The sequence below is a fragment of the Microbacterium sp. LMX7-1.2 genome, assembly GCF_040675935.1.
Lineage (GTDB): Bacteria > Actinomycetota > Actinomycetes > Actinomycetales > Microbacteriaceae > Microbacterium.
Window position 1 is genome coordinate 2,609,874 of sequence record NZ_JBEGIL010000001.1, and the last position, 12,873, is coordinate 2,622,746.

The 12,873-nt window shown below is 70.9% G+C and carries 15 protein-coding genes; 9 read left to right on the forward strand and 6 right to left on the reverse strand.

The annotated features are described in order from the left end of the window. Positions 1 to 8: 8 nt before the first annotated feature. From MRBLMX7_RS12755 to MRBLMX7_RS12765, 3 genes are read right to left on the reverse strand one after another with little or no spacing between them, the layout of a single operon-like run. Entirely contained in the window at positions 9 to 413 is a 405-nt protein-coding gene (locus tag MRBLMX7_RS12755; protein WP_363369066.1) for a hypothetical protein, read from the reverse strand. Between the two features lie 59 nt (positions 414 to 472). Beyond that, a complete protein-coding gene (locus MRBLMX7_RS12760; RefSeq protein ID WP_363370924.1) occupies positions 473 to 1,825 on the reverse strand; it encodes an MFS transporter in 1,353 nt (450 codons plus the stop codon). A 5-nt stretch (positions 1,826 to 1,830) separates the two neighbouring features. Then, entirely contained in the window at positions 1,831 to 2,271 is a 441-nt protein-coding gene (locus tag MRBLMX7_RS12765) for a MarR family winged helix-turn-helix transcriptional regulator (RefSeq protein WP_363369068.1), read from the reverse strand. A gap of 93 nt (positions 2,272 to 2,364) precedes the next feature. Between MRBLMX7_RS12765 and MRBLMX7_RS12770 the strand changes: the two genes are divergently transcribed. The 8 genes from MRBLMX7_RS12770 (at position 2,365) to MRBLMX7_RS12805 (ending at position 9,031) form a co-directional block, all read left to right on the forward strand. After that, positions 2,365 to 3,129, forward strand: coding sequence for a copper homeostasis protein CutC (locus MRBLMX7_RS12770; protein ID WP_363369070.1), 765 nt, complete (start codon positions 2,365 to 2,367; stop codon positions 3,127 to 3,129). A 9-nt stretch (positions 3,130 to 3,138) separates the two neighbouring features. Beyond that, a complete protein-coding gene (locus MRBLMX7_RS12775) occupies positions 3,139 to 3,993 on the forward strand; it encodes an alpha/beta fold hydrolase (RefSeq protein WP_363369072.1) in 855 nt (284 codons plus the stop codon). A 148-nt stretch (positions 3,994 to 4,141) separates the two neighbouring features. Further along, positions 4,142 to 4,879, forward strand: coding sequence for a DUF1684 domain-containing protein (locus tag MRBLMX7_RS12780; protein WP_050722290.1), 738 nt, complete (start codon positions 4,142 to 4,144; stop codon positions 4,877 to 4,879). Positions 4,880 to 4,927: 48 nt separating this feature from the next. Next, on the forward strand, positions 4,928 to 5,977 hold the full coding sequence (locus MRBLMX7_RS12785; protein WP_363369075.1) for a lipoate--protein ligase family protein: 1,050 nt from the start codon (positions 4,928 to 4,930) through the stop codon (positions 5,975 to 5,977). Further along, positions 5,956 to 6,927, forward strand: coding sequence for a site-specific DNA-methyltransferase (locus MRBLMX7_RS12790; protein WP_363369077.1), 972 nt, complete (start codon positions 5,956 to 5,958; stop codon positions 6,925 to 6,927). The genes MRBLMX7_RS12785 and MRBLMX7_RS12790 overlap by 22 nt, the downstream gene beginning before the upstream one ends. 30 nt (positions 6,928 to 6,957) lie before the next feature. Next, positions 6,958 to 8,427, forward strand: a complete 1,470-nt coding sequence (locus MRBLMX7_RS12795; protein ID WP_363369079.1) for a carboxylesterase/lipase family protein — start codon at positions 6,958 to 6,960, stop codon at positions 8,425 to 8,427. A 17-nt stretch (positions 8,428 to 8,444) separates the two neighbouring features. Then, positions 8,445 to 8,690: a CopG family transcriptional regulator gene (locus tag MRBLMX7_RS12800; RefSeq protein ID WP_363369081.1), complete on the forward strand. Its 246-nt coding sequence runs from the start codon at positions 8,445 to 8,447 to the stop codon at positions 8,688 to 8,690. After that, on the forward strand, positions 8,687 to 9,031 hold the full coding sequence (locus MRBLMX7_RS12805; protein ID WP_363369082.1) for a type II toxin-antitoxin system PemK/MazF family toxin: 345 nt from the start codon (positions 8,687 to 8,689) through the stop codon (positions 9,029 to 9,031). Before MRBLMX7_RS12800 ends, MRBLMX7_RS12805 begins: the two co-directional genes overlap by 4 nt. A 7-nt stretch (positions 9,032 to 9,038) precedes the next feature. Here MRBLMX7_RS12805 and MRBLMX7_RS12810 read toward each other — a convergent pair whose 3' ends face one another. From MRBLMX7_RS12810 to MRBLMX7_RS12820, 3 genes are read right to left on the reverse strand one after another with little or no spacing between them, the layout of a single operon-like run. Next, positions 9,039 to 9,386 (reverse strand): cupin domain-containing protein, encoded by a 348-nt coding sequence (locus MRBLMX7_RS12810; protein ID WP_363369084.1) that lies wholly within the window; start codon positions 9,384 to 9,386, stop codon positions 9,039 to 9,041. Beyond that, positions 9,383 to 10,789, reverse strand: coding sequence for an NAD(P)/FAD-dependent oxidoreductase (locus tag MRBLMX7_RS12815; RefSeq protein ID WP_363369086.1), 1,407 nt, complete (start codon positions 10,787 to 10,789; stop codon positions 9,383 to 9,385). The genes MRBLMX7_RS12810 and MRBLMX7_RS12815 overlap by 4 nt, the downstream gene beginning before the upstream one ends. Before the next feature lie 30 nt (positions 10,790 to 10,819). Further along, the gene (locus MRBLMX7_RS12820; RefSeq protein WP_050722297.1) at positions 10,820 to 11,287 is read right to left on the reverse strand and encodes an Lrp/AsnC family transcriptional regulator; all 468 of its coding nucleotides are present in this window, start codon (positions 11,285 to 11,287) and stop codon (positions 10,820 to 10,822) included. Positions 11,288 to 11,387: 100 nt separating this feature from the next. Between MRBLMX7_RS12820 and MRBLMX7_RS12825 the strand changes: the two genes are divergently transcribed. After that, positions 11,388 to 12,836, forward strand: a complete 1,449-nt coding sequence (locus tag MRBLMX7_RS12825) for a gamma-aminobutyraldehyde dehydrogenase (protein WP_414685095.1) — start codon at positions 11,388 to 11,390, stop codon at positions 12,834 to 12,836. Positions 12,837 to 12,873 lie beyond the last annotated feature (37 nt).

Sequence of the window (12,873 nt, forward strand, 5' to 3'; positions counted from 1 at the left end):
CGCCCCGATCAGGCGGGTGTGTCGTCGGGGTCGAGGGTGCGCAGCGTGTCGCGTTCGACCTCGGTGTCGGCGTCGAGCTGCTCCTCGGTCGTCGCGTCGCCGCCCAGGTGCGCGCCCCGGTCGGGGTTCGCGTCGCCCTGGATCGCGCCGTGCGGCGACTCTCCGTGGGAGCTGTCTCCCTGGATCGCGCCGCCCTGCGTCGCGCCCTGCGGGTCTCCGTCCTCGGCTTCGCCCTGGATGGCCCCGCGCGCCGATTCGCCGTGCGCACTGTCGCCCTGGATCGCGCCGCCCTGAGCTGCGCCCTGCGCGCCGCCGTCCTCGCCGTCGGGGGCGGTGTTGTGCTCGGGGTTGACGTCGGGGGAGCCCTCGGCGGGCTGCTCGGGGTGCGGGGTGCGTCCTGTGTTGTCGTCCATGGGGGTGACGCTACGCGCGCCCGCATCCGCTCGAGAGGGCGTTGACAAAGCGCGGGCGCTCAGTCCTGGTTCGCGATCCGGATCGGGGTCGTCGCGGTGGCCTTCTCGGTGTAGTCGACGGGCTCTGCGGATGCCGAGGGCTCGGCCAGCTCCGGCTCGTCGACGATGCTGAGCGGCCGCGTCTCGTCGAGTGTGAGGAGGAAGCGCCGGTCCTCACGGCGCCTCAGCCGCCCGGAGGTGAGCACCCAGGTCAGGCCGATCGCGCAGGCGAGGAACCCTGCGGTGCCGCCGAGCATGATCGCGCTGCGGGGTCCGAAGGTGTCGGCCACCCAGCCGGCGATCGGCGCACCCACCGGGGTCGAGCCCATGATGACGGCCATGTACAGCGCGAGGACGCGACCGCGCAGCGCGGCGTCGGTCGTCATCTGCACGTATCCGTTCGCGGTCGTGAGCAGCGTCACGATCATGAACCCGGTGAAAGTGAGCGTGATCGCGTACGTGAGGTAGGTCGGCATCGCGGCCGACACGAAGGCGGCGACGCCGAAGCCGCCGGCGGCGAAGATCACGACGCGCACGCGGGCGCGGTCGCGGCGGGCGGCGAGCAGCGCGCCGGCGAGCGAGCCGATCGCGAGGATCGAGCTGAGCACGCCGTAGCCGTCGGCCCCGGCGCCGAACTCGAGCGCCATGGTCGAGGCGAAGATCGGGAAGTTCATGCCGAACGCGCCGATCAGGAACACGGTCACGAACACGACCCGCAGATCGCTGCGCCCCCAGACGTACCGGAATCCCGCGGCGAGACCTCCCCGGCTGCGGCCCTTGAGGCGAGGGGCGAGCTGTCCGGTGCGCAACATCAGCAGCGCGACGAGCATCGCAAGGAAGGTCGCGGCGTTCGCGATGAACACCCACCCCGAGCCGATCGCGACGATGAGCAGGCCGCCGACCGCGGGCCCGATCATGCGGGCGAGGTTGAAGGAGGCCGAGTTGAGAGCGACCGCGTTCGAGGTGTCGCCGACCGACACCATGTCCGACACGAACGCCTGGCGGGCCGGAGCGTCGAAGGCGTTGACCACGCCGAAGGCCGCCGCGAAGCCGAACATCATCGGCAGGGTCATGAGACCGTTCAGCAGCAGGGTGCCGACGGCGATCGCGAGGATCAGCAGGGAGGTCTGGGTCGCAAGCAGGATGCGGCGGCGCTCGAATCGGTCGGCGACCCATCCGGTGAGGCTCACGAGCACGAGCGGCGGACCGAACTGCAGCGCCATCGTCACGCCCATGGCGGCCGCGTCGTTGTCGGTGAGCTCGGTGAGCACGACCCAGTCCTGGGCGGTGGCCTGCATCCACCCGCCGACGTTCGAGACGAGCGCGCCCGCGAACCAGATGCGGTAGTTGATGTTCGCGAACGACCGGAACATGGCGCTCATCGGTCGACCACCTTGCGTATCAGGGCACTCGCCTCACGCAGCGTCGCGAGCTCGTCGTCGGTGAAGTCGAGTTCGGCGAGCATGTCGGCGAGGAGGTCGTCGCGGCGCTGGATGGTCTCGGCGACGATCGCGGTGCCGGTCTCGGTGATGTCGACGTGCACGCGTCGCCGGTCCTCCTCGTCGGGGATGCGCACGACGTAGCCCTGCTCCTCCAGGCCGTTGATCATGCTCGTCATGGAGGGTGCGGTGACGCGCTCGCGCTCGGCGAGAGCGCTGATCGTGCGACGGCCGTGCATGCGGAGAGTGGCGAGGACAGCGAGCTGCGCATCGCTCATGGCGTCGATCGCGCGGGCGCAGCGGAGGCGGCGCGCGAGCCGGAACACGGCCATGCGCAGGTCTGTCGCGGTGAGGTGGAGGGCTTCATCGGACGCAGACATTACTTAGACAGTCTAAGTAATTTCTCGCGCGAACGAAAGCCCACCACGCGCCCGATGCCGCGGATGTCGTCGTGGGCACGTCAGAATGGACGGATGACGACCCGCACGCCCGCACTCGAGATCGCCGTGACCGGACCCGCCGGCATCCGCATCGCCGGAGAGGTCGGGGCCGTGCGTGTGGAGCTCGCGCAGGCCCTGCCGCTCGGCGGGTTGACGCCCTCGCCGGCGACCCTGGAGCTGTCGATCGACGCCGCGCGCGAGGTCCGCGTCGAGGTGCACGTGCTCGTGCGACCACGGGCCGGCGGATTCCACTACGACGCCGAAGAGATCGCCCTGTCCGTCCTCGATGTGCGCCGTGCGGTCGAGGCGGGAGCCGACGGCGTGGTCGTCGGTGCGCTCGACCCGGCCGGCGCGCTCGACCTCGACGCCATGGCGCGTCTGCGCGACGCCGCGGGCTCGGCATCCGTCACCCTGCACCGCGCGATCGACGTCACGGCCGACCCCGTGGCGACGCTCGCCGCGGCTCGCTCGCTCGGACTGCGCCGCGTGCTCACCTCGGGCGGCGCCTCGGCCGCGATCGACGGGATCGACACGCTCCGCGCGATGGTCGTCGAAGCCGCCGGCGCGATCGAGGTCATGGCCGGGAGCGGAGTGGATGCCGAGAGCGCGACCGCGCTCGCCGCGACCGGCGTCGACGCCCTGCACTTCTCGGCCAAGCGCACGGTGCGCGAAGACGGCGGCGTGCGCATGGGATCGGCGTCCGACGGCGTCGGCGGCTACGAGGTCACCGACCTCGACACCGCCCGCGCGGTCGTCGCCGCGCTCGCCTCCCTGACGCCCTCGGGCACCGGTCAGTAGGGTGGGGGCGTGACCGAAACGCGTGAGTTCACGGATGCCCACGGCATCGCCATCGTCTACGACGTGCACCCCGCGGCCGGTGAGGCGCGAGGCGTCGTCCAACTGCTGCACGGCGTCGGCGAGCATGCGGGCCGCTATGTCGCGCTGATCGCGGCGCTCACGGACGCCGGGTTCCACGTGTACGCCGACGACCACCGCGGACACGGACGAACCGGCATCCGTCAGCATGAGGGCCCGGCGAAGCTCGGCCGGCTGGGGGCGGGCGGGCTGCGCGCCGCCGAAGCCGCGATCTGGCAGCTCACCGGGATCATCAAGGACGAGCAGCCGGATCTGCCCCTCGTGCTGCTCGGGCACTCGTGGGGATCGTTCCTCGCGCAGATGCTCGTCAACGACCACCCCGAGGCCTGGGACGCCGTGATCCTCTCCGGCTCCGCGCTGCGCATGCCCGGCGCCCTCAACGCCGCGCCGCTCAACGCCCGGTGGGCGGCTCCCGACGCCACCGGACTCGAATGGCTCAGCCGCGACCCCGAGGTGTGGTCGGCGTTCCACGACGACCCGCTCACGACCGAGGAACCGCTGTTGAAGCTGTTCGGGCCGATCGAGGCCGCCAAGCTCTACGGGCGGCCGCGGAAGGACCTCGGACGCGACATCCCGCTGCTGCTGCTCGTCGGTCGCGACGACCCGGTCGGCGGACCGCGCAGCGTGCACAGGCTCGCCGAGGCGTACCGCACACGCTCGGGCTTCACCGACGTCACGACCCTCGTCTACCCCGACGCCCGCCACGAGATCTTCGCCGAGCTCAACCAGGCCGAGGTCCGCGCCGACGTGCTCTCCTGGCTCGGCGCCCGGATCCCCGCGCGCTGAGCCCGCGGGAGATGTCCTCCCGTGACCTCGCGTGACCCCGTATGACAGCGGGTGAATCCGCGTGACGCCGCGCCCGCCCGGCATCCTCTCCTCGCCATAGATTCACGGCTGGAGGGTGACAGCGACCGGGTCGAGAGGGAGGTGCGCGGTGGGCTTCGAACAGGAGTGGCGCAGCTGGCACGAGTCGCGCGAGCGCTACGCCGGCGCCGAATACGGACCGGCCGCGCTCGAATCGACGAACTGGCTCATCACGGAACCGGCCGCGGTGGAGGGCGTGCCCGGGCTGTGGGCGCTCACCGGCGACGGCGGGATCCGCGGGAGCGACCTCGGCACCGCGGGGAACGTCGTCACGCTGCGAGGGCGCGAGACGCTGCGCCTCGGCCGACGCGAGCTGCGGGTGTTCGACCGGCGCGGCGCCGTCGCACTGCGGGTGTTCAATCCGCGGCGGCCCGAACGCGAGCGCTTCAGCGGGATCGACGCGTACCCGCCACGGGAGGGGTGGCGGGTGCGCGCCGACTTCGAGGCGACGCCCGACGAGACGATCACTATCACCGCGCTCGATGGTGCCGTGCACGAGCAGCCGCTGGCCGGACGCCTGCGCTTCGCGCTCGACGGCATCCCCCTGACCCTCTCCGCGACCCGCACGCCGCAGGGGGCCCTGACCGCGGTCTTCGCCGACGGCACGAACGGCACCGAGACCTACCGCTTCCGCTTCCTGCCCGTGGAGGAACCCGCGGACGACGGCACCGCGGTCGTCGACTTCAACCGGGCCTACCTGCCGCCGTGCGCGTTCTCCGACCAGTTCGTGTGTCCGCAGCCGCCGGCCGAGAACCGGTACTCCCTGCCGATCCGCGCGGGCGAGAGGGTCGTCGTGCTCGGACGCTGAGCCCGGCATCCGCCCCCGGCCCTGCGGGCCGCGCCTTAAGCTGGAACCGTGCACGGAGAATACAAGGTCCCAGGCGGAAAGCTCGTGGTCGTCGACCTCGAAGTCGAGGACGACCGGATCGCGCGATTCCGCCTCGCCGGCGACTTCTTCCTGGAACCGGACTCGGCCATCGAGGACATCGACGCCGCCGTGAACGGGCTGCCCGTGGAGTCCGACGCCACGACCATCGCCGCCGCCGTGCGCGCCGCGCTGCCCGAGGGCGCCCAACTGCTCGGCTTCACGCCTGAAGCCGTGGGCACCGCGGTGCGACGAGCGCTCGTCACGGCTCCGGGATGGGGAGACTTCGACTGGGAGATCGTGCACGAGAAGGCCGTCTCGCCGCGCATGAATCTCGCGCTCGACGAGGTGCTCACCGCCCGCGTCGGCGAGGGGCGCCGCCGGCCCACGCTGCGGATCTGGGAGTGGGACCAGTCGGCTGTCGTGATCGGGTCGTTCCAGTCCTACCGCAACGAGGTCGACCCCGAGGGCGCGGCCCGCCACGGCTTCGACGTCGTCCGCCGCATCTCCGGCGGCGGGGCGATGCTCATGGCCGCGGGGCAGATCATCACCTACTCGCTGTACGTGCCGGCATCCCTCGTACAGGGCATGACGTTCGCCGACTCCTACGCGTTCCTCGACGACTGGGTGCTGCAGGCGCTGCGCTCGCTCGGGATCGACGCGGTGTACCAGCCGCTCAACGACATCGCGAGCTCCTCGGGCAAGATCGGCGGCGCGGCGCAGAAGCGCCTCGCGAACGGCGGCGTCCTGCACCACGCCACGCTCTCGTACGACATCGACGGGCAGACCATGACCGAGGTGCTGCGCATCGGCCGCGAGAAGCTCAGCGACAAGGGCACGACCTCGGCCGCCAAGCGCGTCGACCCGCTGCGCAGTCAGACGGGCCTTGCGCGCGCAGAGATCATCGAGCGCTTCAAGGCCACGTTCCGGTCGCTCACGCACGCGGAGGACGGCACGATCACGCCCGACGAGTACGCCGACGCCGAGGCGCTCGTCGAGTCGAAGTTCGCCACCGACGCGTGGCTGCACCGGGTCCCGTGACCGACGATCCGCTCGGCGCCGTCACGGTCATCCAGGGCGACAACCTCGCGGTCTCGGCGACGCTGCCCTCGGCGTCCTTCACGCTCGTCTACCTCGACCCGCCGTTCAACACCGGGCGGGCGCAGGAACGGCAGGTCGTCACCGCCCGGCGCGCTTTCACAACTCCGGAGAACCCCGTGGTCGCGGAGGACGCGACCGAGGAATCACGCGAAGCGGACGGCCCGGCCGCCGCGGATCTCCGGAGTCCTGAACGGGAGGAGCCGACCACCGAGGTGCGGCACGGCTTCCACGGGCATCGGTACGAGCGCGTGCGGGGGATGCTACGTACCTACGACGACCGTTTCGACGACTACGGCGACTTCCTCATGCCGCGCCTCGAGGAGGCCTGGCGCCTGCTCGCCGACGACGGCACCCTGTACCTGCACCTCGACTACCGCGAGGCGCACTACGCCAAGGTCATGCTGGATGCGGTTTTCGGGCGCGACTGCTTCCTGAACGAGCTCATCTGGGCGTACGACTACGGCGCGAAGTCGCGGCGGCGCTGGCCGACCAAGCACGACACGATCCTCGTCTACGTGAAGAACCCGCGCGAGTACGTGTTCAATGCCGACGACGTCGACCGCGAGCCGTACATGGCCCCGGGGCTCGTCACGGCCGAGAAGGCCGCGCGCGGCAAGCTGCCCACCGACGTCTGGTGGCACACGATCGTCCCGACCACGGGGCGCGAGAAGACCGGGTATCCGACGCAGAAGCCCGAGGGCATCCTCCGTCGCATCGTGCGGGCGTCGAGCCGCCCTGGCGACCGCGTGCTCGACCTCTTCGCCGGCAGCGGCACGACCGGAGCCGTCGCGTCGGCGCTCGGCCGCGACGCCGTGCTCGTGGACGACAACCCCGAGGCGATCCGCGTCATGACGGAGCGGATGCCGCATGCCGAGGTCGTGCAGGGCTGAGCGCACCGCACGATCCGGCAGACTGCTGTGATGAGCGAATTCGTCGAGGTCGACACCGCTGCAGGGCGCGTCCGCGGACGCTGGCGTGAGACGACGGGTGGTGGGGGCGCGCCGAGATCGGCCGCGTTCCTCGGCATCCCGTTCGCGGAGCCGCCGGTCGGGGATCTGCGCTTCGCGGCTCCCGTGCCGCATGCGGCCTGGGAGGGCGTGCGGGATGCGCTCGCGTTCGGCGCGACCGCGCAGCGCGGCGACCAGGGCGACACGCTGATCCCCGAGCCGAGTGTCGAGGGCGAGTCCACGCTCAACGTCAACGTGTTCACGCCCGACCCGGAGGCGACCGGTCTGCCGGTGCTCGTCTGGATCCATGGCGGCGGCTTCACGACCGGGTCCCCGGCGAGCCCCTGGTACGACGGACGGAGCTTCAACCGCGACGGCGTCGTGACCGTGACGCTCTCGTACCGGCTGGGCTTCGAGGGATTCGGATGGATCGAGGATGCGCCCTCGAACCGCGGCGTGCGCGACTGGCTGCTCGCGCTCGAATGGGTGCAGCAGAACATCGCGGCCTTCGGGGGAGATCCGGGTCGCGTCACGATCGCCGGGCAGTCCGCGGGCGGCGGAGCCGTGCTCACGCTGCTCGGGATGGAGAAGGCGCAGCACCTGTTCCATGGCGTCTACGCGCTGTCGTCGGCGCTCACCGACGTCGCGGCCGCGCGCTCGGAATCGTTCGGTCGCGCGCTCGCCGCATCCGCCGGGGTCGCCCCGACGGTCGCCGGGCTGTCGACGGTCGACGAGCTGCGGGTCCTCGAGCTGCAGAAGCGCGCGACGCAGCTGAATCCGCGGATCATCGCGAGCATGGTCGATCAGGGGCTTCCGCTCGGCCCCGCCGTCGACGGCGACCTGATCGTCCGGCCGACCCTCGACTCGCTGCGCGCCGGCGTCGGCGCGGACAAGCCCCTCGTGCTGGGCGCGACCGACGACGAGTTCACGATGGTGTTCGGCGGTGCGGCGGCGAAGGCGTTGCGCTGGGTGCCGCGGAACGTGCTGCTCGATCGGCTCGGGCTGCCGCGGAGCGTCCGCGCCGACTACCTCGCCGCGAACGCCGACATCGTGCGCCTCGGCAAGTCCCGCCTGGCGGGGCGCGTGCTCACCGACCGGATGTTCCGCGTCGGAGTGCTGCGGGTGTCGGACGCCCGCGGCGACGCACCGACCTGGGTGTACCGGTTCTCGTGGCCGTCCGGGCGCTTCGGCTTCGCGGAGCACTGCCTCGACGTCCCGTTCTTCTTCGACTGCCTCGACGGTCCTCGGATCGAGAACCTCGCCGGCCCGAACCCGCCGCAGCGGCTCGCCGACGAGGTGCATTCCGCGGCTGTCTCCTTCATCACGCGCGGGGATCCGGGCTGGCCGCAGCACGAGGGGGATGCCGGGATCGTGCGCGTCTACGACAGCGAGACCCGTGACGTCGCGGACGCGTACGCGACCGTGCGCCCGCTGCGGGTATGACCGGTTATACTCGAGTCATGAAGACAGCGATCTCGGTACCCGATGGCGACTTCGCGCGTTTCGAGCGCGTCGCCCGTCGTCATGGAATGAACCGATCCGAGTTCTACCGGGTGGCGGGTGCGAGGCTCGCGGACGAGCTGGAGGGCGCTGCGGATCTCACGCGCATCGCCGACGATGTGCTCGCGCGAGCAACCGGCATCCCGGACGACGACCTCTTCGTGCGCGCGAACGAGGAGCGTCTGCGCGAAGAGTCCGACTGGTGATCCGCCGCGGGGACGTCGTCTGGGTGGATTTCGGAGTCCCGCGCGGCTCGGAACCAGCCAAGGTCAGGCCCGCAGTCGTGCTCCAGGACGACTGGCTGCTCGACACGCAGATCAACACGGTGCTTGTGGTGCCGCTCACATCGAACACGACTCTCGAAGGCTTCCCGGGGAATGTTCTCATCCCCGCGGCGGCGTCGGGGCTGGACCGTGACTCGGTCGCTAACGTCGGTCAGCTCAGTGCGGTCAGCCGCGAGTTCCTCGACCCCTACCCGATTTCGCGGCTCGCGTCGTACCTACTGACCCAGATCGGCGCGGGAGTCCGGCTCGTATCGGGCGTCTGACGTCGCCTCAGGCGATGTAGACCTTGCGGAGGGTCTCGGTGACCGTCCACACCGTGCGCGTGCCCTCGGCGAGGCGCACCAGCGAGCCGGGTCCCACCTCGATCGACGGGAGCGCCGGGTCGACGAACTCGACGCGTGCTCGCCCCGCCAGGACGACGAAGACCTCGTCGGCCTCGGTGTCGGACGCCGTGCCCGGGGTCATCTCCCAGATCCCGACCTCGACCCCCGACAGCTCGTCGAGCGCGACCGCGCCCGTCGTCGGAGCACCCGACACCACCTCGGACGCGGGCAGCGGCTCGTGCGCGAGGGGCAGTGCCGCGGCATCCACCACGGCGCCCGGCGCGAGTGCGCTCACGAGTCGAACCCCATGCCGACGGCATCCAGCGTCTTGAGGAACAGGTTGCGCCTGCCCTCGTTGTGATCAGCCTGGTTCATCGCGGCGCGCACGAGGTTGATGCCGATCGCGGCGGCGGGCTCGGGTGGGAAGGGGATGGGCTTCTCGCGCACCATCGCGAGCTCGGTGCGCTCGGTCGGCTCGCCCGAGAGCTTGTCGAGCATGACGTCGGCGGCGAAGCGCGCAGCACCCACACCGAGGCCCGTGAAGCCGGTCGCGTACGCGACCCGACCGCGACGGGCCGTGCCGAAGAACGCGCAGAAGCGGCTCGACGAGTCGATCGCCCCAGCCCAGCGGTGCGTGAAGCGCAGACCCTCGAGCTGCGGGAACGTCGTGAAGAAGTGCGAGGCGAGCTTGCGGTGGCTCTCCATCCGGTCCTCGTACTCCGGGCGCACCTTGCCGCCGAAGTGGTAGACGGCGTCGTACCCGCCGAACAGGATGCGGTCGTCGGCGGTCAGTCGGTAGTAGTGGAACTGGTTCGCGCTGTCGGCGAGCCCCTGACGGTTCGACCACCCGATCGATGCGAGCTGCTCGGCCGACAGCGGCTCGGTCATGAGCACGTAGTCGTACACGGGCACGGTCATGAGGCGGTTGCGCTTGAGGAGCGAGGGGAAGACGTTCGTGCCGAGCGCCACGGACTCGGCGATGACCTTCGCCCCGTCGCGCGTGACGACCGTGACCGGGCCGGAGCCGTCTCCGGTGATCTCCCGTACGAGCGAGTTCTCGTGGATCTCGACGCCGAGCTCGACGGCCACGCGGGCGAGTTCGAGCCCGAGCTTGGCGGGGTGCACCATGGCGCAGGCGTCGCGCTCCCAGGCCCCGGCGAGGAACGTGGGGGAGTGCACCTCGGCCTGCACGGCCTCCCGATCGAGGAAGCCCTCCTCCTCGCGCAGCCACTCCACCTGGTGCGGTTCCACGGCGACGGCGAGCTGACCGGTGCGCTCGAAGTCGGCGTCCATCTCGTAGCGGCGGACGGTCGCCTCGATGCCGTCGAGGTTCTCGAGCCCGAACTCTTCGAGGCGGTCGATCTCCTGCGGCCAGCGGGTGACGCCGTTCTCGTGCCCGTGCGTGAGACTGGCCTCACAGAACCCGCCGTTGCGACCGGACGCCGCCCACGCGATGCGCGACGCCTCGACCAGCACGACCGAGCGTGCCGGCTCGCGCTCCTTGGCGCGGATCGCGGTCCAGAGGCCCGTGTAGCCGCCGCCGACGATCACGAGGTCGGCGCTCGTCGTGCCGCGGAGCGGCGGATGCGCGGGCCGCTCGACGTCGTCGAGCCAGAACACGCTCAGCGCGGTGTCCTGCAGGGACGCGTCGATGACGGCATCCGTCGGGCGCTGGCGTTCGAAGACGGTGGTTCCCATGGTCACTCCGATGCGGATGGCGGGCGCGCGTCAGCGCGTGCCCCAGTTGTAGAGGTCCTTGTAGAGGCCTGCGTACAGCAGGCTCTCGGTGTGCGTCACGCCGGGGATGGTGCGGATGCGGGTCGCGATGAGGTCGAGCAGGTCGGCGTCGCTCTCGCACACCGCTTCGACGAGGATGTCGTAGGTGCCGAGCGTCACGACGACGTAGGCGAGCTCGGTGATCTCGGTGAGTTGGATGGCGACCGCTCGCGGATCGCCCGTGACGCGGATGCCGATCATCGACATGCGGTGGAATCCGAGCTGCATGGGGTCGGTGACCGCGACGATCTGGATGATGCCCGCCTCGGTCATGCGCTGCACGCGCTGGCGGGCCGCGGCCTCGCTGAGCCCGACCTCACGACCGATCTCCGCGTACGGGCGACGGCCGTCCTCCTGCAGGAGTTCGACGATCCGCTTCGAGATGTCGTCCAGCACGGGCTGCTTCGCGGGCGCGCTCATATGTCGATATTGACAGGCGGATGCCATTCCTGCAACTGATTCCATCGTTGTTCTCGGCGCACTCTTCTGTATTCGCACAGCGGTCGCTAGCATGGCGAGCATGGCCACTCAGCATCCGCGCACCGAGCTCCTGCAGAACTTCATCGGCGGCGCGTTCGTCGCCGCGCGCGGCACCGGTCGGATGCCGCTGATCGACCCCGCGACCGAGGAGACCTACGGCGAACTGCCGATCTCGGACGCCTCCGACGTCGACGCGGCCTACGCCGCAGCAGCCGCAGCGTTCCCCGTGTGGCGTGACACCACGCCCGCCGACCGGCAGCTCGCGCTCTTCCGCATCGCCGACGAGATGCAGGCCCGCGCGGAGGAGTTCGCCGACCTGGAGTCGAAGGACACCGGCAAGCCGCGCGCGACGCTGGTCGCCGACGAGATCCTGCAGTCGGTCGACCAGCTGCGCTTCTTCGCGGGCGCGGCCCGGAGCCTCGAGGGTCGGGCCGCCGCGGAGTACCTCGCGGGTCACACCTCGTTCGTGCGGCGGGAGCCGATCGGCGTGATCGGCCAGGTCACGCCGTGGAACTATCCGCTGAACATGGCGGTGTGGAAGATCGCCCCCGCGCTCGCGGCGGGCAACACCGTCGTGCTCAAGCCCGCCGAGTCCACGCCGCTCACGACGCTGCTGCTCGCCGAGATCGTCGCGGTGCACACGCCTGCAGGCACCCTCAACGTGGTGCTCGGAGATCGGGACACGGGCGTCGCGCTCGTCGAGCATCCGACCCCGCAGATGGTCGCGATCACCGGATCCGTGCGCGCGGGCATGGCGGTCGCGCGTTCCGCGGCTGCGGATGTGAAGCGCGTGCACCTCGAACTCGGCGGCAAGGCCCCGGCGATCGTGTTCCCCGATGCGGATGTCGCCAAGGCCGCCTCCGGCATCGTCACCGGAGCCTTCTTCAACGCGGGCCAGGACTGCACGGCGGCGACCAGGGTGCTCGTGCACTCCTCGCTGCACGATGAGCTCGTCGCGGCGCTCGTCGACCGCGCGAAGGCGGATGCCCGCACCGGCGGTCCGCACGAGGAGGGTGTGCTCTACGGGCCGCTCAGCAGCGCGGCCCAGCTCGACCAGGTGTCCGGCTTCGTCGACCGCCTGCCGGCGCACGCGACGGTCGTCACCGGCGGGCGCCGGCAGGGCGACACGGGCTACTTCTACGAGGCGACGATCGTCACGGGCATGCGTCAGGACGACGAGGCCGTGCAGGGCGAGATCTTCGGCCCGGTGCTCACGGTGCAGTCGTTCGAGACCGAGGAGGAGGCGCTCGCGATGGCGAACGACGTGCCCTACGCCCTCGCCTCCTCGGTGTGGACGACCGATCACGCACGCGCCATGCGCTTCTCGCGTGACCTCGACTTCGGCTGCGTGTGGATCAACACGCACATCCCCTTCGTCTCGGACATGCCGCACGGTGGCTTCAAGCACTCCGGGTACGGCAAGGATCTGTCGCAGTACGGCTTCGACGACTACACGCGGCTCAAGCACGTCATGACCGCGCTCGACTGAGCGCGGATCGCGGGGCTCCGGTCACGGCTCGACCAGT

What these genes read in the sequence shown, in the direction of transcription:
- MRBLMX7_RS12755 (WP_363369066.1), bottom strand. Translation starts at nt 413, where the DNA reads ATGGACGACAACACAGGACGCACCCCGCACCCCGAGCAGCCCGCCGAG.
- MRBLMX7_RS12760 (WP_363370924.1), bottom strand. Translation starts at nt 1,825, where the DNA reads ATGTTCCGGTCGTTCGCGAACATCAACTACCGCATCTGGTTCGCGGGC.
- MRBLMX7_RS12765 (WP_363369068.1), bottom strand. Translation starts at nt 2,271, where the DNA reads ATGTCTGCGTCCGATGAAGCCCTCCACCTCACCGCGACAGACCTGCGC.
- MRBLMX7_RS12770 (WP_363369070.1), top strand. Translation starts at nt 2,365, where the DNA reads ATGACGACCCGCACGCCCGCACTCGAGATCGCCGTGACCGGACCCGCC.
- MRBLMX7_RS12795 (WP_363369079.1), top strand. Translation starts at nt 6,958, where the DNA reads ATGAGCGAATTCGTCGAGGTCGACACCGCTGCAGGGCGCGTCCGCGGA.
- MRBLMX7_RS12800 (WP_363369081.1), top strand. Translation starts at nt 8,445, where the DNA reads ATGAAGACAGCGATCTCGGTACCCGATGGCGACTTCGCGCGTTTCGAG.
- MRBLMX7_RS12815 (WP_363369086.1), bottom strand. Translation starts at nt 10,789, where the DNA reads ATGGGAACCACCGTCTTCGAACGCCAGCGCCCGACGGATGCCGTCATC.
- MRBLMX7_RS12820 (WP_050722297.1), bottom strand. Translation starts at nt 11,287, where the DNA reads ATGAGCGCGCCCGCGAAGCAGCCCGTGCTGGACGACATCTCGAAGCGG.
- MRBLMX7_RS12825 (WP_414685095.1), top strand. Translation starts at nt 11,388, where the DNA reads ATGGCCACTCAGCATCCGCGCACCGAGCTCCTGCAGAACTTCATCGGC.